The 26,231-nt window shown below is 57.5% G+C and carries 27 protein-coding genes; 21 read left to right on the top strand and 6 right to left on the bottom strand.

What is annotated here, in order from left to right; translation table 11 throughout:
• The first annotated feature begins 2 nt into the window (after positions 1-2).
• The 8 genes from ACFWW2_RS27230 (at position 3) to ACFWW2_RS27195 (ending at position 6,458) form a co-directional block, all read left to right on the top strand.
• A complete protein-coding gene (locus ACFWW2_RS27230) occupies positions 3-953 on the top strand; it encodes an MBL fold metallo-hydrolase (protein ID WP_393933935.1) in 951 nt (316 codons plus the stop codon).
• 7 nt (positions 954-960) lie between these two features.
• Positions 961-2,586, top strand: coding sequence for an FAD-dependent oxidoreductase (locus tag ACFWW2_RS27225; RefSeq protein WP_393933933.1), 1,626 nt, complete (start codon positions 961-963; stop codon positions 2,584-2,586).
• Positions 2,583-2,765: a DUF2783 domain-containing protein gene (locus ACFWW2_RS27220; protein ID WP_393933931.1), complete on the top strand. Its 183-nt coding sequence runs from the start codon at positions 2,583-2,585 to the stop codon at positions 2,763-2,765. The genes ACFWW2_RS27225 and ACFWW2_RS27220 overlap by 4 nt, the downstream gene beginning before the upstream one ends.
• A 142-nt stretch (positions 2,766-2,907) precedes the next feature.
• Positions 2,908-3,885: a 1,2-phenylacetyl-CoA epoxidase subunit PaaA gene (paaA, locus tag ACFWW2_RS27215; protein WP_393933929.1), complete on the top strand. Its 978-nt coding sequence runs from the start codon at positions 2,908-2,910 to the stop codon at positions 3,883-3,885.
• Positions 3,882-4,166 carry a 1,2-phenylacetyl-CoA epoxidase subunit PaaB gene (gene paaB, locus ACFWW2_RS27210; RefSeq protein ID WP_393933927.1) on the top strand — a complete coding sequence of 95 codons (285 nt, stop codon included), beginning with the start codon at positions 3,882-3,884 and terminating at the stop codon, positions 4,164-4,166. The genes paaA and paaB overlap by 4 nt, the downstream gene beginning before the upstream one ends.
• Positions 4,166-4,921: a 1,2-phenylacetyl-CoA epoxidase subunit PaaC gene (gene paaC / locus ACFWW2_RS27205; protein ID WP_393933925.1), complete on the top strand. Its 756-nt coding sequence runs from the start codon at positions 4,166-4,168 to the stop codon at positions 4,919-4,921. The genes paaB and paaC overlap by 1 nt, the downstream gene beginning before the upstream one ends.
• Before the next feature lies 1 nt (position 4,922).
• Positions 4,923-5,384, top strand: a complete 462-nt coding sequence (paaD, locus tag ACFWW2_RS27200) for a 1,2-phenylacetyl-CoA epoxidase subunit PaaD (protein WP_393933923.1) — start codon at positions 4,923-4,925, stop codon at positions 5,382-5,384.
• Between the two features lie 9 nt (positions 5,385-5,393).
• On the top strand, positions 5,394-6,458 hold the full coding sequence (locus ACFWW2_RS27195) for a 2Fe-2S iron-sulfur cluster-binding protein (protein ID WP_393933921.1): 1,065 nt from the start codon (positions 5,394-5,396) through the stop codon (positions 6,456-6,458).
• Here the strand turns inward: ACFWW2_RS27195 and ACFWW2_RS27190 are convergent.
• From ACFWW2_RS27190 to paaI, 3 genes are read right to left on the bottom strand one after another with little or no spacing between them, the layout of a single operon-like run.
• Positions 6,455-7,051, bottom strand: a complete 597-nt coding sequence (locus ACFWW2_RS27190) for a TetR/AcrR family transcriptional regulator (protein WP_393933920.1) — start codon at positions 7,049-7,051, stop codon at positions 6,455-6,457. The two genes, ACFWW2_RS27195 and ACFWW2_RS27190, sit on opposite strands and share 4 nt — an antisense overlap.
• 1 nt (position 7,052) lies before the next feature.
• Positions 7,053-8,366: a phenylacetate--CoA ligase PaaK gene (paaK, locus tag ACFWW2_RS27185; RefSeq protein ID WP_393933918.1), complete on the bottom strand. Its 1,314-nt coding sequence runs from the start codon at positions 8,364-8,366 to the stop codon at positions 7,053-7,055.
• Positions 8,363-8,800 carry a hydroxyphenylacetyl-CoA thioesterase PaaI gene (gene paaI, locus ACFWW2_RS27180; RefSeq protein WP_393933916.1) on the bottom strand — a complete coding sequence of 146 codons (438 nt, stop codon included), beginning with the start codon at positions 8,798-8,800 and terminating at the stop codon, positions 8,363-8,365. The genes paaK and paaI overlap by 4 nt, the downstream gene beginning before the upstream one ends.
• Before the next feature lie 83 nt (positions 8,801-8,883).
• Here paaI and paaZ point away from each other — a divergent pair, with 83 nt between their 5' ends.
• Positions 8,884-10,905, top strand: a complete 2,022-nt coding sequence (gene paaZ / locus ACFWW2_RS27175) for a phenylacetic acid degradation bifunctional protein PaaZ (protein ID WP_393933914.1) — start codon at positions 8,884-8,886, stop codon at positions 10,903-10,905.
• A 31-nt stretch (positions 10,906-10,936) separates the two neighbouring features.
• On the top strand, positions 10,937-11,662 hold the full coding sequence (locus tag ACFWW2_RS27170) for a hypothetical protein (RefSeq protein WP_393933912.1): 726 nt from the start codon (positions 10,937-10,939) through the stop codon (positions 11,660-11,662).
• On the opposite strand, the gene ACFWW2_RS27165 is transcribed toward ACFWW2_RS27170, so the two are convergent.
• On the bottom strand, positions 11,659-12,864 hold the full coding sequence (locus ACFWW2_RS27165; RefSeq protein ID WP_393933910.1) for a glycosyltransferase family 4 protein: 1,206 nt from the start codon (positions 12,862-12,864) through the stop codon (positions 11,659-11,661). The genes ACFWW2_RS27170 and ACFWW2_RS27165 overlap by 4 nt on opposite strands.
• Positions 12,865-13,222: 358 nt before the next feature.
• Here ACFWW2_RS27165 and rffA point away from each other — a divergent pair, with 358 nt between their 5' ends.
• The 11 genes from rffA to rfbA all read left to right on the top strand — a co-directional run bounded on the left by rffA (position 13,223) and on the right by rfbA (position 23,773).
• Positions 13,223-14,362, top strand: coding sequence for a dTDP-4-amino-4,6-dideoxygalactose transaminase (gene rffA / locus ACFWW2_RS27160; protein WP_393933908.1), 1,140 nt, complete (start codon positions 13,223-13,225; stop codon positions 14,360-14,362).
• On the top strand, positions 14,359-15,351 hold the full coding sequence (locus ACFWW2_RS27155; protein ID WP_393933906.1) for a glycosyltransferase family 2 protein: 993 nt from the start codon (positions 14,359-14,361) through the stop codon (positions 15,349-15,351). Before rffA ends, ACFWW2_RS27155 begins: the two co-directional genes overlap by 4 nt.
• Positions 15,345-15,743 carry a GtrA family protein gene (locus tag ACFWW2_RS27150; RefSeq protein ID WP_393933904.1) on the top strand — a complete coding sequence of 133 codons (399 nt, stop codon included), beginning with the start codon at positions 15,345-15,347 and terminating at the stop codon, positions 15,741-15,743. Before ACFWW2_RS27155 ends, ACFWW2_RS27150 begins: the two co-directional genes overlap by 7 nt.
• Complete coding sequence (locus ACFWW2_RS27145; RefSeq protein WP_393933902.1) at positions 15,733-16,458, top strand: GNAT family N-acetyltransferase; 726 nt, start codon at positions 15,733-15,735, stop codon at positions 16,456-16,458. The genes ACFWW2_RS27150 and ACFWW2_RS27145 overlap by 11 nt, the downstream gene beginning before the upstream one ends.
• Positions 16,458-18,026 (top strand): hypothetical protein, encoded by a 1,569-nt coding sequence (locus ACFWW2_RS27140; protein ID WP_393933900.1) that lies wholly within the window; start codon positions 16,458-16,460, stop codon positions 18,024-18,026. Before ACFWW2_RS27145 ends, ACFWW2_RS27140 begins: the two co-directional genes overlap by 1 nt.
• Before the next feature lie 293 nt (positions 18,027-18,319).
• The gene (locus tag ACFWW2_RS27135) at positions 18,320-18,919 is read left to right on the top strand and encodes a polysaccharide biosynthesis/export family protein (RefSeq protein ID WP_393933898.1); all 600 of its coding nucleotides are present in this window, start codon (positions 18,320-18,322) and stop codon (positions 18,917-18,919) included.
• 14 nt (positions 18,920-18,933) lie between these two features.
• Positions 18,934-20,322 carry a hypothetical protein gene (locus ACFWW2_RS27130; RefSeq protein ID WP_393933896.1) on the top strand — a complete coding sequence of 463 codons (1,389 nt, stop codon included), beginning with the start codon at positions 18,934-18,936 and terminating at the stop codon, positions 20,320-20,322.
• Between the two features lie 109 nt (positions 20,323-20,431).
• On the top strand, positions 20,432-21,007 hold the full coding sequence (rfbC, locus tag ACFWW2_RS27125) for a dTDP-4-dehydrorhamnose 3,5-epimerase (RefSeq protein WP_393933894.1): 576 nt from the start codon (positions 20,432-20,434) through the stop codon (positions 21,005-21,007).
• Complete coding sequence (gene rfbB / locus ACFWW2_RS27120; protein WP_393933892.1) at positions 21,004-22,044, top strand: dTDP-glucose 4,6-dehydratase; 1,041 nt, start codon at positions 21,004-21,006, stop codon at positions 22,042-22,044. Before rfbC ends, rfbB begins: the two co-directional genes overlap by 4 nt.
• Positions 22,041-22,901, top strand: coding sequence for a dTDP-4-dehydrorhamnose reductase (gene rfbD, locus ACFWW2_RS27115; protein ID WP_393933890.1), 861 nt, complete (start codon positions 22,041-22,043; stop codon positions 22,899-22,901). The genes rfbB and rfbD overlap by 4 nt, the downstream gene beginning before the upstream one ends.
• Positions 22,898-23,773, top strand: coding sequence for a glucose-1-phosphate thymidylyltransferase RfbA (gene rfbA / locus ACFWW2_RS27110; protein ID WP_393933888.1), 876 nt, complete (start codon positions 22,898-22,900; stop codon positions 23,771-23,773). Before rfbD ends, rfbA begins: the two co-directional genes overlap by 4 nt.
• A gap of 30 nt (positions 23,774-23,803) precedes the next feature.
• Here rfbA and ppsR read toward each other — a convergent pair whose 3' ends face one another.
• The gene (gene ppsR / locus ACFWW2_RS27105) at positions 23,804-25,231 is read right to left on the bottom strand and encodes a transcriptional regulator PpsR (RefSeq protein ID WP_393933886.1); all 1,428 of its coding nucleotides are present in this window, start codon (positions 25,229-25,231) and stop codon (positions 23,804-23,806) included.
• 35 nt (positions 25,232-25,266) lie between these two features.
• Positions 25,267-26,064: a cobalamin B12-binding domain-containing protein gene (locus tag ACFWW2_RS27100; protein ID WP_393933884.1), complete on the bottom strand. Its 798-nt coding sequence runs from the start codon at positions 26,062-26,064 to the stop codon at positions 25,267-25,269.
• Positions 26,065-26,231 lie beyond the last annotated feature (167 nt).

Here is a 26,231-nt window from a genome sequence, read left to right as displayed (position 1 = left end):
CATTGGCTAAGGCTTTCGCATCCCAAGGGGACATGACCGAAAAGAAGATCAGCTTTGACGAGGTCGGGCGTGATCTGTGGGCCTTTACGGCCGAGGGTGATCCGAATTCCGGCGTCATTATCGGTGATGACAGCGTCATGATTGTCGAGGCGCAGGCGACGCCGTTACTCGCTGCGAAGGTCATTGAAAAGGTGCGCAGCGTGACCGACAAGCCGATCAGCCATGTGGTGCTGACACATTATCACGCGGTCCGGGTGCTGGGGGCCAGCGCTTATGATGCCGACCAGATTATTATGGGCGATACCGCGCGCGGCATGGTCGCCGAACGGGGGCAGGAAGACTGGGACAGTGAATTCCAACGCTTTCCGCGCCTGTTCGAAGGGCATGAAAGCATCCCGGGCCTGACATGGCCCACAACGACCTTCAGCGACACGATGACGGTCTATCTGGGCAATCGGCGGGTTGATCTGATGCATCTGGGCCGTGCCCATACCGCCGGCGACATCGTCATTCACGTACCGGATGAGAATGTCATGTTCACTGGTGACATCGTCGAGGACCATTCCGCCTGCTATTGCGGCGATGGTTATTTCAACGAATGGGGTCACACCCTCGACAATATCGCGGCGTTTGATGTGGATGCGATTGCACCAGGCAGGGGCGCTGCCCTTGTCGGTAAATCTGCGGTTGAACGGGCCATCGAAAGCACCCGTGATTTTGTCGATAGCACCTATGATCCGGTGGCCCGCATTGCGGCCTGTGGCGGCTCCTTGAAAGAGGCATGGGATGCCGTCCGCGCTGCTTGCGATCCCAAGTTCAAGGACTACGCGATCTACGAACACTGCCTGCCCTTCAACGTCGCCCGCGCCTATGACGAGGCGCGCGGGATCGAACACCCCCGCATCTGGACGGCCCAGCGCGATCTGGACATGTGGGAAGCCTTGCAGGGCTAGGGTGGTTATGGCTGCAAGGTATCAGACCGCGTTTACACTTTATCCGTACGCCCGAGTTCCGGCACAATCACAGGCACCCGTCAGACATCCGGTTGTCATCGTTGGCGGCGGCCCGGTGGGTCTGATCCTTGCCCTGGATCTGGGCAAGAAGGGCGTGCCGGTCCTTCTGCTCGACGATCATGAGGGGCCGGGCCTTGGCAGCAAGGCGATCTGTTTTTCCAAACGTACGCTGGACATCGCGCACCGGCTGGGTGCCTGCCAGCCGATGGTGGACAAGGGCGTTGTGTGGAACGTGGGCAAGGTGTTTCATGGGGATGGCAAGGTTTTCGAATTCAACCTGTTACCGGAAAAGGGTCACCGAAACCCGGCCTTCATCAATCTGCAGCAGCCATATTTCGAAAAGTTCCTGTTTGAAGAAATCCGCAAAGCGCAAGACGCCGGTGCGCCAATCGAAATTCGAGGAGGCAACTGTGTCACCGGTGTGACCGAAGCAGATGACCATACCGTGTTGGATATCGAAACGCCGGATGGGCCTTATCAGGTGCAGGCTGATTGGTTGATCGCATGCGACGGTGCCCGTTCACCGATCCGGGATATGATGGGTCTCAGCTTTGATGGTCGCGTGTTTGAGGATAATTTCCTGATCGCTGATGTCAGGATGAAGGCCGATTTCCCGACAGAGCGGTGGTTCTGGTTCGAACCCCCGTTTGAAGGCGCAGGGCAATCTGCCCTGCTGCATAAACAACCTGAAGATATCTGGCGCATCGATTTTCAGCTGGGCTGGGATATCGACCGCGCGGCAGAGCTGGACCCGGCCCGCATCCGCACTCGCGTCGATGCGATGTTGTCGTCGCAAAGCGGCACGATCCCGGATTACGAGCTGGAATGGACCTCGATCTACACATTCCAGTGTCGGCGGATGAAGAAATTCCGCCATGGCCGCGTGATCTTTGCTGGTGACAGTGCGCATCAGGTGTCGCCCTTTGGTGCCCGGGGCGCCAATTCAGGTGTACAGGACGCCGAAAACCTGGCCTGGAAGCTTGATCTGGTGTTGCAGGGTATTGCGGATGAGACTCTGCTGGACAGCTACGCCAGCGAACGCGAATTTGCCGCTGATGACAACATCCTGAATTCGTCGCGCGCGACCGATTTCATGACGCCGAAGTCCGAAATCAGCAAGGTGTTCCGCAACGCTGTGCTGGACCTCGCAGAACGGCACGCTTTTGCCCGACCATTGGTGAATTCGGGTCGGTTGTCAGTACCGTGCAAGTATGAGGGTTTTCCGCTTTTCGGCGAGGACGCGCTGGGCGGGCCTGCATTGATGGGCCCTGGTGCGGTCTGCGCCGATGCGCCGGTGGATGACCGCTATCTGCTGGATCATCTGGGCGGCAGCTTTACGATCCTTGCCATTGGCGCAGCACGGGCAGAGGCGGCTTCCACTGCGGATGTGACCGCGAAAGTATTGCATATCCCTGCACCGAAACCAGAATTGACAGAGCGGTATTTAGGTTCAGCACCACAGGCCGTCTATCTGATCCGCCCGGACCAGCATGTGGTGGCCCGTTGGGCAGATGCGGATCCGGATACCATCAAGGCTGCATTGCGTCTTGCCATAGGAAAGGCTGATCCATGACGATCAATCTGACACCGAACATACCCGATCCGGATGGTTTTTATGATGAGCTATTGGCCGCTCACGAGGGGCTGAGCAAAGCAGAAAGCGACGCGTTGAATGCGCGGCTGATCCTTGTGCTGGCCAATCATGTAGGGGATCGCGCGGTTTTGCGAGAGGCGTTGGCCGCTGCAAAATGAACCTTGATGTAAAGCGTTACAGCGATAACCCGGATATCTGTAATCTGTAACGCTTTATTGCCAGTGCCCTTGTTTTGCGCTATTTTCGCAGGATAGTCCGATCGGCCGTCGCTCGACAGCCAACCGGAAGAAAGGGTGATCCATGTATGCACAGATGATCAAGTCAGAGGCGACTGCTGATGATCCGGACAAGCTGAAGGCATTTCAGGCCCGCATCGATGCTGGCGAAAAGATCGAACCAAAGGACTGGATGCCCGAGGGGTACCGCAAAACCCTCATCCGGCAGATTGGCCAGCACGCCCATTCCGAAATTGTCGGCCAATTGCCCGAGGGCAACTGGATCACACGCGCGCCAACGCTGGAACGCAAGGCAATCCTGTTGGCCAAGGTGCAGGACGAGGCCGGGCATGGCCTGTATCTGTATTGTGCGGCCGAAACGCTGGGCGTTTCACGGGATGAGATGACCAGAATGCTGCTTGATGGCCGCATGAAGTATTCGTCCATCTTCAATTACCCGACCCTGACCTGGGCCGATATGGGTGCGGTCGGTTGGCTGGTCGATGGCGCCGCGATCATGAACCAGGTCCCACTGCAGCGCACATCCTACGGGCCCTATGCCCGGGCCATGATACGTATCTGCAAGGAAGAGTCGTTCCATCAGCGTCAGGGCTTTGACATCATGATGAAGATGGCCAGCGGTACACCAGCGCAGCGCAAGATGGCGCAAGACGCGCTGAACCGCTTCTGGTATCCATCGCTGATGATGTTCGGCCCGTCCGACAAGGACAGCGTGCATTCGGCGCAATCGATGCGCTGGCGGATCAAGATCAACACCAATGATGAGTTGCGTCAGAAATTTGTCGACCAGACGGTCCCGCAGGCCGAATATCTGGGCCTGACCGTGCCAGATGAGACACTGGCATGGAACGAGGAAAAGCGCGGCTATGACTTCGCCGAACCTGACTGGGCCGAGTTTTATGACGTCCTGAAGGGCAATGGTCCCTGCAACACAGACCGGATAGCGGCCCGGCAAAAGGCCTGGGATGACGGCGCATGGGTGCGTGACGGGCTGATGGCCCATGCGGCCAAACGCAAGGCAGCAAAGGCGGCAGCGCAATGACAACTGAAATGCCTCTGTGGGAAGTCTTTATTCGCGGCCAGCACGGGATGAGCCATCGCCACGTCGGCAGCCTTCATGCCGCAGACGCGGAAACCGCGCTCCTGAACGCCCGCGATGTCTATACCCGTCGCAACGAAGGTGTGTCGATCTGGGTGGTGCCTGCGGCGCAGATCACGGCGTCGTCCCCATCCGAGAAGGGGCCCTATTTCGAGCCTGCGAATGACAAGGTGTATCGGCATCCGACGTTTTTCGACATTCCTGATGAAGTGGGGCCAATGTGATGTCGGACCCATTGTTCGAATTCCTTCTGCGTCAGGGCGACAATACCCTAGTCCTTGGCCACCGGATTTCCGAATGGTGCGGTGTCGCCCCGGCGGTTGAAGAAGACATCGCGCTCGCCAATACCGCGCTTGACCTGATCGGACAGACGCAAATGTGGCTCGGCCTTGCGGCAGAGATCGAAGGCGCCGGGCGCAGCTCCGATGATCTGGCGTTTCACCGCGATGTCTGGGATTTCCGCAATCTCTTGCTGGTCGAACAGCCAAATGGTGATTTTGGCCATACGATCATGCGCCAATTCCTGTTCGATGCATTTCAGGTGCCACACCTGACTGCCCTGCAGAACGCCAGTGATGACCGGATCGCCGGGATCGCTGCGAAATCGCTGAAAGAGGCGCAGTATCATCTGGAACGGTCGCGGGAAACTGTGATTGCCTTGGGCGATGGCACCGAAGAAAGCAACAGTCGGATGCAGGCCGCGCTTGATCGGCTTTGGCCCTATGCGGGAGAGATGTTTTTGCGCGACAGCGTCGATGACGCGATGCATGAAAGCGGAATTGCCGCCGATCCAGTCAGCCTTCGCGCCACTTGGGACGATACGGTACAGACGACCCTTGGCGAGGCGATGCTGACCATCCCTGCCAGCGATTTCGCCCAGCAAGGCGGCAAATCCGGCAAACGCCATTCTGAACATCTGGGTCATCTTCTGGCAACAATGCAATTTCTGCCCCGGTCCTACCCCGATGCCCGTTGGTAGCATGACACGCCCCGACATTGATCAGGTCTGGAGATGGCTCGATGCCGTGCCTGACCCGGAAATCCCCGTGATCTCGGTTGTTGATCTGGGTATCGTCCGGGCCGTGGACTGGGATGGCGACGTGCTGGATGTGACGGTCACCCCAACCTATTCCGGCTGCCCGGCGACCCGCATCATCGCGATGGATATCGAAACCGCGTTGTGCGATCACGGGGTAAGCGATGTCAGGATCACCACAAAGATCACGCCGCCATGGACAACCGAGTGGCTGTCGGACAAAGGCCGCGCCCGGCTTGAGGATTACGGAATCGCACCGCCACAACCCGCAGGCGGCCCGACCCGTTGCCCGCATTGCAAATCGCACGCGGTTGAGCGGGTCAGCCAGTTCGGCTCCACCCCATGCAAGGCGCAGTGGCGGTGCACGGACTGTCTGGAACCCTTTGACTACTTCAAATGCATTTAGGCGGATCTCATGGCGCAATTTCACCCTCTTGTCGTGACTGACATCCATAGAACGATCCGCGATGCGGTGGTTCTAACGCTGCAACCCGAGGACCCCGAGGCATTCGATTTCATTCAGGGCCAGTACTTGACCTTTCGCCACTCGTTCGACGGGGAGGAGCTGCGCCGGTCCTATTCTATCTGCGCAGGCAAGGATGATGGCATGTTGCAGGTGGGGATAAAAAAGGTCGATGGCGGTGCATTCTCCACCTGGGCCAACACGGCCCTGAAGGTCGGTGACCGGCTAGAGGCGATGCCGCCCAAGGGGCAGTTTCATGTCGCCCTGCAGCCCGGTCAGGCGCGGCATTATCTGGGCTTCGCCGGTGGTTCCGGGATCACGCCGATCCTGTCGATCCTGCGCACCATGCTGGAACGCGAACCGTCGTCGCAATTCACGTTGGTTTATGCCAACCGCGCCGTGAACAGTATCATGTTTCGCGAAGAACTGGGTGATCTGAAAAACCGGTTCATGGCGCGGCTGAACATCATCCACGTTCTCGAACAGAACGCCGACGACAGCGGCGTCTTCACGGGCCGGGTCGATGCAGAGAAATGCGCGCTGCTGTTCAAGCACTGGATCAGTCCCGATGACGTTGATGTGGCCTTCATCTGCGGACCGGAACCGATGATGCTGACAATCTCGGATGCGCTGCAGTCGCACGGCCTGCCCAAGGACAAGATCAAGTTTGAACTGTTCGCCAGTGGTCAGCCCGGTCGCCTGAAACGACCGGTCCAATCATCCCAGGTGGCGCAGCACGCTACATCCGCAACGGTTACGCTGGACGGGGAAAGCCGCAGCTTTGACGTAGCCCCTGATCAAAGCCTGTTAGAGGCGGCATTGGCCAACAACATCGACGCACCCTTTGCCTGCAAGGCCGGGGTCTGTTCCACATGCAGGGCAAAGCTGACACAGGGCGAGGTCGAGATGGTCGCAAATCACGCGCTGGAAGACGGCGAAGTGTCACGTGGCTATATCCTGACCTGCCAAAGTTACCCGCTGACGGACAAGGTGGCGTTCGATTACGACAGCCACTAAAGGCCGGGGATTCCGCGCAGACACAGCCCGCAGACCAGATTTGCGTAATCTGCGCGTGCTCGGCTGTCTGCGGCCTTGTTCCACATGTAAAACCAGTTAAGCATCCCGAACACAGACATAGTTGTGGCCCGCAGCTTGGCTTTGTCCCCGTCAAAGACCTGTGGCGCGATATCCGCAATCAGATCGCCGGCATGGCGCACCAGATCACGCTGGTAGGCGCGCAAGATGTCCTGCTGCGCGTCGGGCAAGAATCCAAGGCTGCCGACCTGCAACCGGTGTTCGTTATCTGCACCCTGATAAGCGAGCAGGATTTCAACGACCATCTGCTGAAAACGTGTCTCGGGAGACAAGTCTTCGTGCGGTAGCCCGCAAATCCGATCCCTCAGGCCGGACAGATAATTGTCGAGAATATCGAACAGGATATCGTCCTTGCTGGAATAGTAGTGATAGATATTGGCCTTCGAAATCTCGCACGCCTGCGCGATCCGGCTCACCGATGCGCGATCAAACCCTTCATCTGCAAACAACCCGGCGGCGCGATCCAGAATGATCTGCCGTTTAGCGTCATAATCCTTGGCGATGGTGCGGGCCATATCAGCCGGCCCGATTGCGATTATCTATGACGCGTTTGGCCTTGCCTTCAGACCTTGCCGCGGTGCCGGGATCGCCCACGTCGATCACCGCGCTGACGCCTACGGTATTCTTGATCTGGCGGGCCAGCGCCTGTGCTGCGGCTGCCTTGCTGGCCGGGTCGGCCGCTTCTGGCTTGGCTTCCACATGCACACGCATGGCGTCCATCGTGCCATCGCGCGACAGGATGATCTGGAAATGCGGCGCAAGGCCGGGGGTGGCCAGCAACTGTTCCTCGATCTGGGTGGGAAAAATGTTCACGCCGCGCAGGATGATCATGTCGTCGCTGCGTCCGGTGATCTTCTCCATCCGCCGCATGGACCGCGCGGTGCCCGGCATCAGCCGGGTCAGATCGCGCGTGCGGTAGCGGATCATTGGCATCCCTTCCTTGGTCAAGGTGGTGAAGACCAGTTCGCCTTTCTCGCCGCCCTCCAGAACCTCTCCCGTCACCGGATCAATGATCTCGGGATAGAAATGATCCTCCCACACGTGAAGCCCGTCCTTGGATTCCACACATTCGTTGGCGACACCGGGACCAAGGATCTCGGACAGCCCATAGATATCGACCGCATGCATATCAAACGCCTGTTCGACTTCCGCCCGCATCGCATTCGTCCAGGGTTCGGCCCCGAAAATGCCCACCTGCAGCGATGATTTGCGCGGATCAATGCCGCGGTTCTGATACTCTTCCAGGATGTTGAGCATGTAGGACGGGGTCACCATAATCGCCTGCGGCTGAAAATCCTCGATCAGTGTCACCTGACGGGCCGTCATACCCCCGCTGACCGGCACAACGGTCGCCCCCAACCGTTCGATCCCGTGATGTGCGCCCAGACCGCCAGTGAACAACCCATAGCCATATGCGTTGTGCACCATCTCACCCGGGCGCACGCCGGATGCCCGCAAGGATCGCGCGACCATGTTGGCGAATAGATCGGTATCGGCCTTGGTATATCCCACAACCGTCGCCTTGCCTGTGGTACCGGATGACGCATGCAGGCGCACGATCTGTTCACGCGGCACCGCAAACAAGCCGAAAGGATAGTTGTCACGCAGGTCGTCTTTGACGGTAAACGGGAACTTGGCGAGATCGCGAAGCGATTGCAGGTCGTCCGGATGCAACCCGGCGGCATCAAATCGCGTCTTATACATCGGCACATTTTCATAGGCATGGGCCAGCGACCATTTCAGCCGGGCCAGCTGCAGCGTTTCAATCTCATCACGCGATGCGACCTCAATCGGCTCCAGCTCTGCCCGTTTTGCACCAAGGTCCTTCATGTGCTGTCTCCTTCGGTAAATACCTGCCCTCTGACCGCGCGCGATGCACCACGAAAACTCGCGATCAGTTCACCATTCTGATTGGTCACCGTTACATCAGTGATACCGCTGCGCCCTGTCAGGCTGATTTCCTCAGCCTGGGCGGTCAGCCTATCGCCCAGCATCGCGGGCCGGATGTAGCTGATGGTGTTATGCTGGGCTACGGTGGATTGGTTGCGGCTATTGCAGGCAAATGCAAACGCGCTGTCGGCCAGACTGAACGTCACCCCGCCGTGACAGATGCCGTGGCCGTTTACGTGATCCTCGCCAACTGTCAGCGCCAGCGTTGCACGTCCTTCATCCACGGCGACCAGTTCCATCCCGAACCACGTGCTGGCGCGGTCATCCGCCCACATGGCCGCTGCAGCCTTTTGTGCCCTCTCCTGCGGTGTCATCAGTACCCTCCCCCCGACGCATGGGAAATTCGTTGCATAAACCGTCCGGTTGGTCAATTAATTGCTGAAGGGGGGACAGGATCATGGGTCTTCAGGACATCAGCAGCTACGTCGCGGGCCATTGGGTCAGACCCGATTCCGGCGCGCGCGAGATCGAGAATGCGATCACCGGACAGGCATTTGCGCGGGCAGGGAATGCGACACTTAATGCCGGCACCATGCTTGAACATGCCCGCACCGTCGGCGGTCCGAATCTTCGCCGTTTGTCATTCCATGACCGCGCCCGCATGCTCAAGGCGCTGGCGCTGCATCTGGGCGCCCACAAACAGGCGCTTTACGATCTGTCATTCGCAACCGGCGCAACGCAAGCCGATCATCTGATTGATATCGATGGCGGCATTGGCACGATGCTGGTTTTCGCATCCAAAGGGCGGCGCGAAATGCCAGATGGGCATGTTTATGTTGATGGTGATGTTGAACAGATCAGCCGCAAGGGCAGTTTCCTTGGCCAGCATATCTGTACCCCTCTGCAAGGTGTGGCGGTGCATATCAACGCGTTCAACTTCCCCGTCTGGGGGATGCTTGAAAAGCTGGCTCCGGCGCTGCTGGCCGGGATGCCCGCAATCGTCAAACCCGCCACAGCGACCTGTTATGTCACCGAATTGGCCGTGCGGATCATGCTGGATAGCGGGCTGTTGCCGGAAGGCGCCTTGCAGCTCGTCAGTGGCAGTTTGGGCGACATGCTCGATCATCTGGACTGTCAGGATGTAGTCAGCTTTACCGGATCCACCAACACTGCGCTGCAACTGCGGTCTAACCCGAATATCCTGCAAAACAGCATCCGTTTCACAGCCGAGCAGGATAGTCTGAACGGATCGATCCTTGGCCCCGACGTGCAACCGGGCAGCCCCGAATTCGATCTTTTCCTAAAAGAGGTCCAGCGCGAAATGACTACAAAGGCGGGGCAGAAATGCACTGCGATCCGCCGCATTCTTGCACCGCAATCATCAATCGATGCCGTCATCAATGCCCTGAAGGCGCGCCTGTCTGAAATCACCGTCGGTGATCCGACGCAGAAGGAAACGGATATGGGCGCGCTCGTCTCTGCCGCGCAAAAGCGTGACGTTCTGGCGAAGATCGCCCTGATCGCATCAGAGGCCGAAAGGGTCTTTGGCGAACCCGATACGCATCCCATGGCGCAGTCCAAGGGCGCATTCCTGCCACCCATGCTGTTTCACTGCGCTGACCCCGACAATGCTGCCCATATTCACCAAACCGAGGCTTTCGGGCCGGTCTCCACCATCATGGGCTACCGCGATATCGACCATGCCATCGCACTTCTGAACCGGGGCAAGGGCAGTCTTGTCGCGTCAGTGATCACACATGATCCCGACGTCGCGCGGCAGGTTGCATTGTCTGCGGGCGCGTTCCACGGGCGGCTTTATTTCAACAACCGCGACAGTATGGGCGAAAGCACCGGTCACGGGTCGCCCCTGCCCCACATGGTGCATGGCGGACCGGGACGCGCGGGTGGGGGCGAGGAACTGGGCGGCATCCGCGCAGTTCTGCATTACATGCAGCGTACCGCCATCCAGGGCAGCCCCGACATCCTGTCGGCGATCACCGGCACATGGGTCCCAGGCACGGCAGAGGTACAAGCCCCGGCTCATCCCTTCACGCGCGGTTTTTACGCCCTGATGATTGGTGAGACTATCATCACAGCATCGCGGACCGTCACAACCGAGGATATCGAACATTTTGCCGCCTTCACCGGCGATACATTCTACGCCCACATGGATTCAGAAGCCGCCAAGCGAAACCCGTTCTTCCCCGACCGGGTGGCGCATGGCTATTTGCTGTTGTCTTTCGCCGCTGGTTTGTTTGTGGACCCGGATGAAGGGCCGGTGCTAGCCAATACCGGGTTGGACAATCTGCGGTTCATGAAACCGGTCGTTGCAGGCGACTCAATCAAGGTTCGCCTGACGGTCAAGGCAAAGACCCGGCGCAATGACGACTATGGCGAGGTGCGCTGGCACGTGACCCTGACCAATCAGGACGATGACCGGGTTGCTGAATATGAACTTCTGACCATGAACAGCTACTGACGACCCCGGCAAACTGACCTAGGGTGCGGGGATGACCCGCACGATGACAACCCTACGGCAGGACTTACTGGATTTTGGCGACCTCAAGGTCTGGTCTGTTCTTGTCACCCTTCTGGGTGATCTGGCGTCGGAATCGGATATGCAGGTATCCGGCCCCATGCTGAACACCCTGATGGGCAGGATCAACATACGACCAGAGGCGCTTCGTGTTGCCCTGCACCGCCTGCGCAAGGATGGTTGGGTCACCGCCACCCGGGATGGACGCATCAGCCTTTATGCCATGACCGATCACGCAAGAGCGGAGACCGACAAGGTGCGCGCACTGGTCTACAGCCCTCAAATTGAAACATCCGCACCATGGTATCTGGTGGCGGCGCCAGTTGGCCATGGCCACGGCCTTCTGCTGAAAAAGGGGCTGTGGATCACTGATACGCCACCTAAGAATGATCAGGAGGTCATGTGCGCATGTATCGAAGCAGATCCGATGCCTGATTGGGTGATTGATGATATCCTGACGCCGGAACTTCGCCGATCATGTGCCGAACTGGCCGGTTTGTTGGCGGGCGGTGTCCCTGCCGGGTTGTCCGTAAAGGATCAATATGTGGTGCGCCTGTTGGCATTGCATCATTGGCGACGCATTGTGTTGAGACAAACGCCTTTGGCCGCAGCCTTCCTTGCTCAATCAGCAGAAATCGCAGGATATCGGGCGGCTATCATTGAGTTTCTCGACGCAATTCCGTTGCCGCAGGATATCTAGGGCTTTGGCGGGCGAAACCCGGAGACAACATCCTGAGCGAACGTCACCAATTGTCCTGCAATCTCGCGCGGCGCAAACCGTGCGGCGACATCTTCGCGTCCCGCCCGACCAAGTTGCGCGGCCAATACCCGTTCGTTCAGCAGCTTTTGCATTGCCTCGGCGAGGGCCTGCGCGTCGTCAACCGGGATAAGCAGGCCGTTTTTTTGGTGCCGTATGATCTCGGTCGGTCCTCCCGCCGCCGTGCTGATCGTGGCTGCCCCGGCAGCAAGCGCCTCCAACACCACATAGCCGAAGGTTTCGTAGCGCGAAGTGACGACAGCGATCGCATGCTGCTGCCGCAAGCTGTCGATCTGTTCCTTGCTTTGACTACCCAGAAACGTGATGCGGCCCCGCGCATCGCTATTCAGCGCTGCCAGAGCCTTGGGAAACGTCCTGATCGAGCCATCGGCCTGTGTCACGCCGCTATCCGGCCCGACAAAGGTCAAATATGCATCCGCTCCACCTGCGATCAGATCGGCAAATCCTTGCAACAATATGTCTGCACCTTTGCGGAGATCATGTCGCCCTACAAATAGGATGCTTTTGCGCTGCTGGTTATTCAGTCTGTCGTAATCCACTGGGTCCTTCACGCGGATCGGATTGTGAATGACCGATTGTTTCGAGGTCAGGTCAGCAATCTGCGCCCGTGTCATATCAAGCACATGTTGTGACGGGGCGGTCAGACCAGCACAATCTCGAAACGCCCGCGCCTCGCGCTGCTCCCGGCGGCGTTCTGATTTGGACACCGGTTGGCTTTGCAGTGATGTCTGGATGAACCATGGACCATGTAACGTCACGATCACGGGGATCGGCAGCATCTCTTGCACGATACCCGCCCAGCCTTGGGTCTCTTCCATCACCAGCACTTCGATGCTGCGCGTGTCGATTGCTGTACGAGCCGCCCCTACGATCCGTTCGGCAAAACGCTGGTGCATCGGTTCGCCCAGGCCAAATGCAGCGGTTGCACGTTCCTGCAAGGTGGGGCGGCGGTTTTCCGGTAGCGGGATACAGCGCGGATCTTCATCGCTGTCCGGTGATAGTGGGATCACCGTCACCTCGTGCCCCAAGGCTTCCAAGCCTTCGACCAGATACACAACTGTTGTTGTGATACCGTTCGCATGCTTGCCGCCAGGCCAGGCCGGTGTCACCAACCCTATGCGCATAATGTCTGTCCTGCCATTAGTCTGCCCTGCGATCTTCAAAAAGACCCTTAGTCGGTTATTTCTGCGCGCTGGTATAGGGCGTTGACGTATCCGTAACCAGCGGTTTTCCTTGCTTCGACTGAACCTGAAAACCACCAATCCCGGCTCGCAAGCGATTTTTGCTTTATGCTTTGGTGCAGGGAGGTTACGGTAGGTGCTATATTTATTGAGTGCCCTGATTATAACAGGGTGGTGAGGAATATTTTTATGAAGTTCTTTTGTGCGTTATTCGCTGTCAGAGTGGTGGTGCCTATATTCGAATTGGGCACCTGCCGCATGTCCGATGATGTGACTGCGAAACCTGTTTAAGGGGACGGATATGGCGCCTGTTCCATTTAATCGACCTACACTCATCGGTAACGAAATCGCCTATATCAGAGAGGCCATTCAGCGCGGTCAATTGGCCGGCGATGGGTATTTCACTGCGCGCTGCCAAACCCTGATCGAGGATATGACAGGCGCGAAAAAGGCGCTTTTGACCCACTCCTGTACAGCAGCACTCGAGATGTCCGCCATTTTATGCGACCTCGGCCCGGGGGACGAGGTAATAATGCCGTCCTACACCTTTGTATCGACGGCTAATGCGGTTGTCTTGCGCGGGGCGGTGCCGGTCTTTGTCGATATTGAACGCGACACATTGAACATTGACCCGGTCGAGGTCGCCGCCGCTGTGACCCCCCGGACCAAAGCGATTTTCGCGGTGCATTACGCAGGATATCCAGCGGACATGGATGCGTTGGCAGAGATCGCAGAAGCGCATGACCTGCTACTGGTCGAAGATGCCGCCCAGGCGCTGGGGTCCACTTACAAGGGTCGAAAGGCTGGCAGCCTTGGTGACATGGCCGCGTTCAGCTTTCATGAAACCAAGAATATCATCAGCGGCGAAGGCGGTGCGCTGACCATTATGAGCCCCGACCTGATCGAACGGGCCGAGATCATCCGCGAAAAAGGAACGGACCGGTCAAAGTTCTTCCGCGGTCAGGTCGACAAGTATTCCTGGGTCGATATGGGGTCATCTTTCCTACCGGGCGAACTGATCTCGTCCTACATGTGCGCCCAGCTGGAAACGGCGGACGTCATCAATACGCGCCGCCTTGCGGTCTGCAACCATTATCGCGACGTGTTCACCGATCTGGAACAGCAGGGCCGCGTACAGCTCCCTCGCCATGCAAATATGGTCACCGGAAATGGGCACATGTTCTACCTGATCATGCGCGATTTGGCCGACCGCTCTGCCTTTATCGCTCATATGAAGGCTGCGGAGATCATCACGCCCTTCCACTATGTCCCTTTGCACAGCGCGCCAGCGGGCAAAACATACGGACGCGCCCATGGTGGCATGACCGTAACCAACGACATTTCGGATACGCTTGTCAGGCTGCCCATGTATTTTGACCTTGGCGCGAATATCGAACATGTGCTGAGTGCCGCGCTCGACTATTTTGAGGAAAACCCATGACCTCTGACAAGGCGATGATCAGCGTTGTTACACCGGTCTACGGTTGCACCGACTGCCTTGAGGCACTTGTTGATGCTGTCCGGCATGCCCTGTCAGAGACCGGATTGAACTGGGAACTGATCCTTGTCGATGACAGGGGACCGGACGATCCTTGGCCCACCATCTGCGAACTGTCGGCACTGGATAGCCGTGTGCGCGGCGTGCGGCTGTCGCGCAATCACGGGCAACATTTGGCGATCTGGGCGGGTTTGCAGGCTTCCAAGGGCGACTGGGTCGCTGTGATCGACTGTGACCTGCAGGACGACCCGGCAATCATCCCGGCGCTGCTGGAACAGGCGAAAGAAGATCCGGAATTACAGGCCGTCGTGGTCGAGCGCGGCAAATGGAAAGACAGCTGGTTCCGCCGGGCAGCATCGCGGTTCTTCTATTGGTTCATCGACACGCTTGTTGGCGTTCGGCTGAACAACAATGTGGGCAATTTCGGCATCTATAGCCGCAGGCTGGTCAACATCCTGTTACAGTTTCGGGAACAAGAGGTGTTTCTGCCGGTCATGGTGGCGCTGACCAGTCAGAAACGCGGGTTTTACGTTCTGGACAGGTCTGACAGGGCTGCTGGCGAAAGCTCTTACAATTTGCTGCGCCTGATGCGGCTTGCGGTGGCCATCATCATCCGGTTCTCGGACAGACCACTGAAGCTAAGCGTGATTGTGGGTCTGCTCTTCAGCACGGCGTCGGCCGGGTTTTCGGTGCTGATCCTGATTGCGTGGTCAGTCAACGCGTTCACCGTACCCGGCTGGACCAGTATCATCCTATCGGTCTGGTTTTTGTCGGGGCTGATCTTGGCGGTTTTGGGCGTGCACGGGTTCTATCTGGGCCGCGTCTTTGCAGAGGTGCAGCAACGCCCACGCATCCTGATCGATTGCGAAACGATCTCGGGCGAAGTGGTGGAGTTTACGCCAGAGCCCGTGCAGGCAAACCGTAAATGGTAGCGCAGGAACAGGTGGCGCGGTTCGGGCGATACGGCGTTGTCGGGATCGCCAGCAACCTGTTTTGCTTTCTGGTCTTCCTTGGTTTGATCGCCATCGACATTTGGCCGGTTCTAGCATCTGGTATGGTGTATATCCTTGGCCTGACCATCAGCTATATCGCCAACCGCAGCTGGAGCTTTCGATCCACCAGTGATCACCGGCAGGACCTGCCCCGGTTTCTGGTGTCTTACGGAATCGGCCTTGTGTTTTCGATGGCCAGCATGTGGGTGCTGATCATGTGGTTACACCCGGCTGTCGCCCAGATCATCACCACCGTCCTAGCGGCGATAGTGATCTATTCCTGTCTGACGGTGTTCAAATTCGGCCAAGGGACCAAGCACTATGCCGATTGAGATCAACGCCCTTGAAACCAAACGTTTTGGTGTGACCTGCGCGAAGCGGATTGACGCAAATGCCCCGCTGCAAGACGTCAATGCTGCCGCTATGGCACAAGGCGTACAGATGATCAGCACACGTATTGATGCGGGCGATCTGGCGCAGGTGCATGCGCTTGAGGATGACGGCTACCGTCTCATGGATGCACTGGTCTATTACGGTCGCAAACTTGATGGGGCGTGGTCAGAACCTGAACCACGCCATGACTACACCCTGCGCCTGGCGACCACTGCAGATGCCGATGCTGTGGCGCAGGTATCGCGAACGGCCTTCAAAGGTTACATGGGTCATTACCACACAGACCCGCGGCTGGATTCCAGGCAAGCTGATGCGGCTTATGTTGAGTGGGCGGAAAACTCGGTGCGGCATATGACAGGCGATGATACTGCCGTTGTGGTTGTAGACGGGGACACTGTCGTGGGGTTTGTCACGTTGCGCCGCAACAGCGACGCTCAGTTCGAACTGGTGCTAAGCGGCGTGCAGCCGGACTATCAGCGGTCGGGCATTTACGCCAGTTTGCTGACCCGCGGATTTTCTACCGCCCGTGATCGGGGCGCCAGTGAGGTGATCCTGTCCACCCAGATTAACAACTACGCGGTTCAAAAGGTCTGGGCGCGGTTGGGCATGCACCACCAATCCAGCTACTATACGTTTCACAAATGGTTTGACTGATGCGCGGGCTGCCATCACTGCGCACTGCTATTGCGCTTGGTCTGGGTCTTTCGATCTTCGCCTATGTGGTACTGGCTTTGATTGGCACGCAGATCATTGTCTACGACACACATCATTTCGGCGATACGAGCTTTATTCTTGGCGCGGGCTGGCGGGTCTATAGCGGGCTGGAACCGGCCATCGACTTTGGCCATTTTTATGGCGGTTTCATATCCAGTTGGCTGGCCCTGGCCATGTGGCTGTTTGAGCCGTCGGTTCATGCCTATCATCAAGCCACATTGATGATGTTTGTTGCCGCGAGCGTTGCTGCGCTGGCGATCTGCTGGCGGCGCGTGTCCGGCACCATGATTTTGGCCATTATACTGCTGATTGCGACACTGCTTTTTACCCTGCACCCGCTTGAGGTTGATCAGTCCGTGACACGTATCTGGTCGGCGCATTCGTTCCTGTATAATCGGGTTGGTTTTGTGTTGATGATCCTGTGCGCGCTGTTCCTGGTCTTGCCTGGTGGATCAATCCTGCGCGAAATCTGTGTTGGTGTACTGATCGGTGCAATCGTCGTTGCGGCAGCCTACACAAAATCGCCATTTACCATCCTTGGACCTGCAGTCTTGCTGGGGCTTTTCATTCAGGCGCGCTGGGCTGCAGCGGCTGGTGTCGCGGTGACGACAGTTGCGCTTGTTTTAGTCATTGATCCGGGTGCGCAGCGGTTCCTCGCAGCGCATGCCTATATCGATGCAAATGTAGGCGCACGGGATGACGCACAGGTTTTTGCACTGTTGCGCAAGGCTGTACAGATCATTCTGGCCCAACCCATCGCTTTGGTTGCTGTACTCGGGGCTGTCATCACGGCGCTGCGTTATGAATGGGCGGGACTACGTGCTGTGCTTGGCACGCTGATTATCGTCGGCGCCGGGATCGGCATGGCCACGACCATGGGTGGGGGCGGCAATCTGGGGCAACTTGCCCTGCCCGCAGCCTGTATCGCGCTGATCTGCCTTGCCGAGCTGGCAAAGAACCGTGCTGACATTACAGCACCATTTCTGGATCTGATGGCGCTGGTCGTTCTTGCAGCCTTTGCCATGCCTCATCTGGCCAATCTGGCCGGCGCACATCTGGAAGGCTATGCCAACCGGTCCAGCGCTACAATTTCAGAAGGACCTTATCGGGATTACCTCAGCGTTCCTGAGGACGGGACCGAGAACGGTCAGTTATCGCAATATCAGATGTTGTCGGAAGGATTGGCTGAACTAACGGCGCTAGAATTGGACAGCCGACTGGGCATCATTGCTGACAATGGCGTGTCGTTCGAATTCGCACGAATGGCCAGACCGGTGCCGGGCTATCCCTTGTGGCCCCGACCCAATGCCCCCGAACTGGCCGCCGACCGCCCCATCCCGCCAGAGGCGGATATCGTGATGCTGGGGCGTGGGGCGCAGACCGATACATATGTTGGTCCCGCTCTGCGGGGCAAGCTGACGGATGACTTTGTATTATGTGCGAGCAGCCGGTCATGGGACATTTTTGTCCGCGCAAATCAGATCGTGCCTGGCTGTCGGATTAATTGATCCGGGTGACCAACCAAGTATGACAATTTGTATCCTCGACCCATTTGCGCTATGATTTGCGAAGTCTGCAAGGTCGATTGCTTGAACCGGGACTTCGGTTGAAATTGCCGCAACCATGCGTTGAATTGATCACGATTAAGGGTCAAATCAGTACAAATCGTTGCACCAGTGATACGCAAATCGGGCGATCAGACGATCTGTCGATGTTTTGCTTTATGCTTTGGAAATAGAAGTTTACACTTCAAAGTGAATATAAAAATGCCCTGAATGGGTGGGCTAAAGGGATCTTTATGATGACATTCCTGCGCGTATTATTCGCCACGTTGGTGGCATTCCCCTTGTTGGCAATCACGGCTTCGGCGCAAAGTGACTACCGGGTTCGCAGCGGCGATATCCTGCAACTCGAGGTTCTTGAAGACAGCAGCCTGAACCGCGAACTTCTGGTGTTGCCCGATGGACGTGTGAGCGTACCATTTGTCGGCACTGTTCGGGCTGGCGGTCGGACGCTTGGGCAGATTCGCGCGACCATCCGTGACGGGCTTGCGCCCAGTTTTGCGGAACCGCCAAATGTTTATGTAGGCCTGAGCTTTCTGGCCGAGATTGAACCGCGTGAGCCTATCACCATTGATGTCTACGTCATGGGCGAGGTTACCGAGCCTGGCAAACGTGAGATCGAACCCGGTACAACCATCCTGCAGTTTCTTGCGGAAATGGGTGGATTTACGCAGTTCGCAGCAACCAAGCGCATCCAGCTGCGGACAGCGCGTACCGGTCGTGAACAGGTCTACACGCTGAATTACAACGACGTTGAACTTGGTGCCGGTGTCGGGACCTCGACCATTATGGCCGATGGTGATGTGATTATCGTGCCGCAGCGGCGGTTGTTCGAATAACAAGGGGCAAGATGGTGGCCGTCAAATTTGTCCTGCGTACTGGTATCGGCGGGGTGGTCTGCCTGACCCTTGCGCCCGCCCTTGCCCAAGAGGCGGGCGGCATCCAGACCACATTCGGCATCGAACAAGGTATCGAGCTTGGTCGCAATCCCGCCCTGAGCATCCCCGCAGACGGTGACCGTACGACCCTTGCCACGCGACTATCTTATGGGTTGGTGACCGAAACGCGGACCCAAAGGCTGAGTTTTGACGCTGAAAGCACCTTTCGCATCGAGGATGTGGATGGCGAAACCGAAAGCGCGTTTGAATCACCCGCACTGACGTTTGGTTACACACGCGAGGGTGCTAACAGTTCGCTGGAGCTGTCAGCCAATTACGTCAGGCGCGACATTGATACGCTGCCATTGCTCAGCGATTTCGTAGGTGATGACGGCGTACTGGATTTGCCTGACGATTTCACGGATCTGGTCGGGACAGGTGAGCGCACCAGTTATGCCGTCGCCGGGTCGCTAGTCGTTGGAACCAGTGCCCCGCTGCAGTTCCAGCTCGATCTGGGTGCCAGCGGAACCAGTTACGAAGACGCCACAGACCCCGATCTGGAAGATATCGAAAGCGCAAATATCGGTCTTCTGACGACGCTGCGGATTTCGCCAGTGCTGACCGGAACCGGGGCGCTGCGCTATTCCCGGACAGAGGAAGACGACGCGACAGAAACACTGCGTACCACCCGTAACATCGACGCCGGATTGATCTATGAAATTTCGCCACGCGCCACATTCGGGGCGACAGTCGGTACGGAGCGGACCGAGACCGAGGAAACGATTGGCGATACTGAAACGTCGGGCCTGACTGGCGGTCTGGACTATGCATATGACATGCCGAACGGCGATCTGACCCTAAGCTTTGATGCCAGCCGCGATGTGGCGGGTGATGAAATTCTGACCTTTGTCATCGGGCGCAGTCTGGAACTGCCTGTGGGAAGTCTTGCGGCAACGCTGGGTGTGACACAACCTGAAAACGATGATGTAGAAATGGTTGGCTCGCTTGACTGGACGCGCGAATTGCCGACCAGCCGTTTGTTGTTTCGCCTGAACCGGACTGTCACCGTCGATACCGACGCTGACACACGCCGCAGGTCCCAAGCTGCGGCCTATTACACCTATGTCGTCAATCCCGCATCTAGCCTGAATTTGGGCGCGTCATTTGTTGTGTCAGAAGAAAGCAGCGCCGAAAACCGGGTGGAACGCACGGATTTGACGGCCAGCTACAGCTATGCCCTGACCGAGAACTGGGATCTGAACAGCACGATTGGCTATACAATCCGCGACGAAGACACGGTTGGGCGTGCTGAGTCTTCGCTGATCACCTTGTCACTGGCGCGGGAGTTCAAGGCCCGGCGCTGAACCCATCGGCGCACCGGTGCCCAAAAGCACATTGTAATATGGAATTGCCCGATATGATCCCCTAAGAGGGTGATTAAGAGTAGAAGTTATTTCATGAGGGTCAGGTGCTATGATTGAAGAAACAGCACTGCCTGGCGTCAAGGTGATTACCCCGCGCTGGTTTCGTGACAATCGCGGTGCATTTTGCGAAACCTACAATCAAGCTACCTGGGCTGAACATGGCCTGATCCAGACCTTCGTACAGGACAATCATTCGATCAGCCGTGACGTTGGTACGGTGCGCGGCTTGCATTTCCAAAGCCCGCCACATGGTCAGGCCAAGTTGCTACGGGTTGTCGCCGGCGCGGTATGGGATGTTGCGGTCGATATCCGCCGTGGTTCGCCCACCTATGGGCAATGGGTGGGCGTTGATCTTTCTGCAGAGGACGGTCGGCAGATTTACATCCCGGAGGGTTTTTTGCATGGGTTTGTGACCCGCGCGCCGCATACCGAAGTGCTGTATAAATGCTCCGCCGTCTATGCCCCAACCGCAGAGGGTGCCGTGCGGTTTGATGATCCTGACCTGAATATCGATTGGGGGATCGAAGCTGACAAGGCGATCCTGTCCGACAAGGATGCGGCTGCTGGTCGTTTTGCAGATCTCTACAGCCCATTCATCTGTTCCGACCCGAAAGGCGCATCATGAAAATTCTTGTCACCGGCGGCGCCGGGTTCATCGGATCAGCCGTGGTCAAGGCAGCGTTGGCGAAGGGCCATGAGGTCGTCAATGTCGATTGTCTGACCTATGCCGCATGTCTGGCCAGTCTGGAGGATGTGGCCGGTGACCCGCGTTACAGCTTTGAACAGGTCAATATCTGCGACCGTCCCGCCCTGAACAGGGTTTTTGAGACCCACCAACCTGATGCGGTCATGCATCTGGCCGCCGAAAGCCATGTGGACAGGTCTATCGACGGCCCGGAAACGTTTGTCCAAACCAACGTTATGGGCACGTTTCACATGCTGGATGCGGCGCGGAGCCTTTGGGAGGCAAAGGGGCGACCGGATACATTCCGGTTCCACCACATCTCGACAGACGAGGTGTTTGGGAGCCTTGGCGAAACCGGCAAGTTTGACGAAGAAACCCGTTACGACCCCAGATCGCCCTATTCGGCGAGCAAGGCAGGCAGCGACCACCTGGTCCGGGCCTGGCACGAAACCTACGGATTGCCGATCGTCCTGACCAATTGTTCCAACAACTACGGCCCACGCCAATTCCCTGAAAAGCTGATCCCTGTCACCATTCTGAATGCGTTGGCGCGTAAACCGCTGCCGATCTACGGCGCGGGCCTGAACGTGCGGGATTGGTTGCATGTGGAAGACCACGCAGAAGCGTTGCTGCTGGTACTGACCAAGGCGGCACCGGGTGCAACCTATGCCATTGGGGGTGAGGCCGAGGCGAAGAACATCGATATCGTGCAGACCTTGTGCCGGATACTGGATGACCGCCGACCAGATGGCGCGCCGCATGCTGATCTGATCACCCATGTGACCGACCGGCCCGGCCATGACCAACGTTATGCTATTGATCCCTCGCGCATTCGGGCCGAGCTGGGCTGGACCCCGGCGCACACTCTGCAGCAGGGGCTGGAAGAAACAGTCGACTGGTATCTGGCCAATCAAGCGTGGTGGGAACCACTCCAAAGCCGCGATGGTGTCGGCACCCGGCTTGGGCAAAGCAAATGAAGGTTCTTGTCTTCGGACAAAGCGGCCAGGTGGGCCGGGCTTTGGCTGCGCAGGCGCCGCTGCGTAATGTCGATATCTTTCAACATGACAGGCAAGCTGCGGATTTGTCTGACCCGGCCCGCTGCGCCCTTCTGATCGAAAACACGGATGCTGATGCCGTCATCAATGCCGCAGCCTGGACTGCCGTTGATGCGGCAGAAGATGCACAGGAAAGGGCGCATGTGATCAACGCTGATGCGCCCGGTGCCATGGCAAGCGCCGCTGCCGCAAGGGATTTGCCGTTTATCCATATCTCGACCGACTATGTCTTTCCCGGCACCTTGGGCCCGGCATGGAAACCGGACGACCCGACCGGTCCGCTCAGCGCCTACGGCCATAGCAAACTGGCTGGCGAGGTCGCTGTGAATGCGGCTGGTGGATCAGCGATTATCTTGCGGACATCGTGGGTTTTTGACGCAAAGGGCAAGAATTTTGTGACCACCATGCTGCGACTGGCCGAAAGCCGTGACACGCTGCAGATCGTGGCCGATCAACATGGCGGCCCGACCCCGGCCGCCGCTATCGCCGATGCCTGCCTGACAATGGCTGAGACGCTTCTGAACGGACCCGGGAAGGCCGGGGTTTACCATCTGACCGGAACGCCGGATGTCAGTTGGGCGGATTTTGCCCGAGCCATTTTTTCCCGCAGCGGCCACCGGGTGACAGTGCAGGATATCGACACAACCGATTATCCCACGCCCGCCGCACGCCCCCTGAATTCGCGGCTGGATTGCACCAGTACCAAGGCGGAATTCGGCATTGAGCGGCCCGATTGGGGTGCCGCTCTCGACCAGATTATCAAGGAGATCCAGTCATGAAACAACGCAAAGGCCTGATCCTTGCTGGTGGAACCGGATCACGGTTGTTTCCGATCACAAAGGGGATTTCGAAGCAATTGATGCCGATCTACGACAAGCCGATGATCTATTATCCGTTGTCAGTGCTCATGCTGTCCGGCATTCGCGAGATTGGAATTATCACAACCCCCGAAGATCAGGCGCAATTTCAGAACCTTCTCGGCGATGGTGCGCAGTGGGGGGTGAGCCTGACCTATCTCATCCAACCGAAACCCGAAGGACTGGCGCAGGCATATCTGGTGGGTGAGGCTTTTCTAGACGGTCAACCATCTGCGATGGTGCTGGGCGATAACATCTTTTTTGGTCACGGCTTGCCAGAACTGCTGCTTGCCGCAGACAAACGGCCCAGTGGTGGCACAGTCTTTGGTTATCATGTGTCGGACCCGGAACGATATGGTGTTGTCGGGATGGATGCGGATGGCCGGGTCACCCAAATTGTTGAAAAGCCCGAAACGCCGCCTTCGTCCTATGCGGTCACCGGGCTCTACTTTCTGGATGAAACAGCGCCCGAACGGGCGCGTGGTATCACCCCCTCAGCGCGGGGTGAGCTTGAGATTACATCACTCCTTGAAACCTATCTGAATGAAGAAACCTTGACGGTTGAACGCATGGGCCGCGGTTTCGCGTGGCTGGATACCGGCACCCATGGCAGCCTGTTGGACGCCGGAAACTTCGTGCGTACCCTGCAATCGCGTCAGGGCATGCAAACCGGCTGCCCGGAAGAAATCGCCTTCCAGAAGGGCTGGATCAGTCGCGATCAGCTTCTGGCCCAAGCGGCGCTTTATGCAAAGAATGCGTATGGCAGCTACCTTGAGGGATTGCTGGAGGAGTAGCCGGACCTTGGAAAAGTGGGACGACGCCAGTTATTCGTCGGGGGTGCTGTCACGGCTCATTATATCAAACTTACGCAGCTTGACGTAAAGCGACTGACGCGACAGGCCGAGCATCTCAGCAGCTGCCACACGGTTGTTCATCGTCAGTTCAAGTGCTGTTTCGATACACATCTTTTCGACAACATTGGTCGTTTCAGCCACAATATCACGAAGCGTTGCGCTGCCCACCAGTTCGACCACGGACTGCATGCTTTCGTCGTCGCCCGCTTTTGCCGGATTGCGGGTTGTTTCGGCGTGGTTCGCATCGCGTACCACGAAGCCAAAGACGGTATGCTGCCCGGCCTGCAGTTTCGTTACCGATAGCTCGACTGACCGGGGGCTGCCATATTCACCGGCGATCTTGGTCGTGTAAATTCGCATCCGACCGGTCCGAGCGGCATTTTCCATCATGACCTTAAGATCGACACTGCCTCGTTGCAGGTAGTCCGACAGGTTGCGCCCGCGCAAATTCACATCATGGGCAACGTCAATCAGATCAAGAAACGCATCATTGGCGGACAAGACATCGCCAGCATCGGATGTAAAAATGATCGCTTCGGGGCCGTTGACATACAAGCTCTTTACATTTTGTGTCAGGTTGTCTGCCCGCATGTTCTTTTCGTCCAACGGAGCGATCCGACACAACAGGACCCGTTCACCCGCAGCCCGAAACAACGTTGGCAATAGGTTGACCGCCTGCCCACTCCCGCGCAGCACCGTCTTTACCGGGTCATCGCGATCAGAAATCGCCTGGGTCGTCAGGCTATCAATCAGATCACCCCGCTTACGTCCTTCGAAACAAAGCGCGACTGCTGTACCGATCAGGTCCTCTCTGGATCGGCCCAAGAGAGAGGCGGCGGCCGGGTTCGCCTCGGTAATTTCACCGGTTTGAACAGATGCAAAAATCACCGCATCGGCAGTGCTATCCATCAATACGCGGAAACGCGTGTCATATTCACGCTGTACCTCATAATCGCGCTCCAGCGCGAGTTGCGCCTTCACCAGTTGTTGCTGCATCTCGGCGATCGGGCGCAAATCGCGGCCCAACATCAGGATCGCACCATCAGGACCGATACGATGGAAACTGTACCGCACCGGAAATTCCCAGCGCCCTACATCATCTGAATGGTTCAGTTCGACCGGCCGAATTGGGCTCGCACCATCAAGAAACGCGGCCAACCTGCTGTCAAACTTAGACACGCTTTCAATTGTCAGTGCGCTGCGGATATCCTTATTTTCCCAGCGCTCCAGCTTCTGAAATGTTTCGTTTGTCGGGCTGACAAGAACGGACAACACTATGCCAGAGTCCGAGATCACAATGCCCAAATCAGCGACCTCGGCAATGATATCGCCCAGTATCTCTGGCGCTATCAATGGGATGGCGCCACTGCTCCAGTATTTTGTTCCCCGCGATGTCATATCAGACGCACTAAGTATAGAACCCGTATCACTGCTCAGGTCCTGCGCATCGTGGGCACGCTGTTGAGTGGCGTTGTGTTTAGACCGCAAAACTTCAGGGCCTCGTATACTTGTACTGTCGCATAGTCAGCGCCTGTCAGTGCCGTCACATCTTCTTTTGATTCGACCTCCAGCAGCGACCCCCCAACAACGACGGGTGGCGGCTGATCTGTCGCAGTTTTCACAACATCGACGATCCGACGAAGCGATTCAAGCGTTTCGCCTTGTGACGATGATATGAATACCGCGTCGTATTTAGTGCGTTGCATCCGTTCTGCAACCTCTTCTGCGCGCGCACCCAGCATCATCCTGACGGACAGGCCAATGCGCCTCAGTTGTCCGGCCAGAACCATCGCCCCCAGCGTGTGATAAACTTCTTGAGGGACAAGCAGCATGATGGACGGTGCTGCCGGATCGGCGGATTGGTCACCGGACCAGTCCGGGCCCAATTCGCGCAACATTGACTGCAGACGGGACACCCCGATGGTGACGCCTGCAAAGCCAAGTTCGTCCGAGCACCATTCGTCCCCCATACGGCGGGCCACGCCGGGAATATAGAAATCCGCGATGTCCTCGCGACGTACTCCATTGGCGAGCGCACGCACGAGGACGTGGCTGCAGGCCTGACGATCCGCGCTCAGTGCGGCCTGATGCAGGTCGTCGAGGATGACAGGATCAAGATGTCGCGGAACGTCGCGAACGACTGCCATAGCCGCCCGCGCCGCAGTCCTTCCGGTCTGCCGCTCTGGCACGTCATTTCGCGCTTTGGCGTCTATGTTCCGACGATCGGGCATCCACGCATCCTTTTGCTGAATCTGCGTAGTAGGGCAAAAATTGCAGCATTGTAAGATATTGTCGGTTGCAGGAGGTATAATGTCAAAGCAAATTGACATATTTGATCATCGGCGAGGTCAAAAACCATTTAAGCATCTGTTATTTAACTTATAAACGTTGTTACCCG

This window comes from Yoonia sp. R2-816 (genome assembly GCF_046762905.1).
Taxonomy (GTDB): domain Bacteria; phylum Pseudomonadota; class Alphaproteobacteria; order Rhodobacterales; family Rhodobacteraceae; genus Yoonia.
The sequence above is the reverse complement of the archived record's forward strand: the minus strand, read 5'-3'. Positions and strand labels throughout refer to the sequence as shown.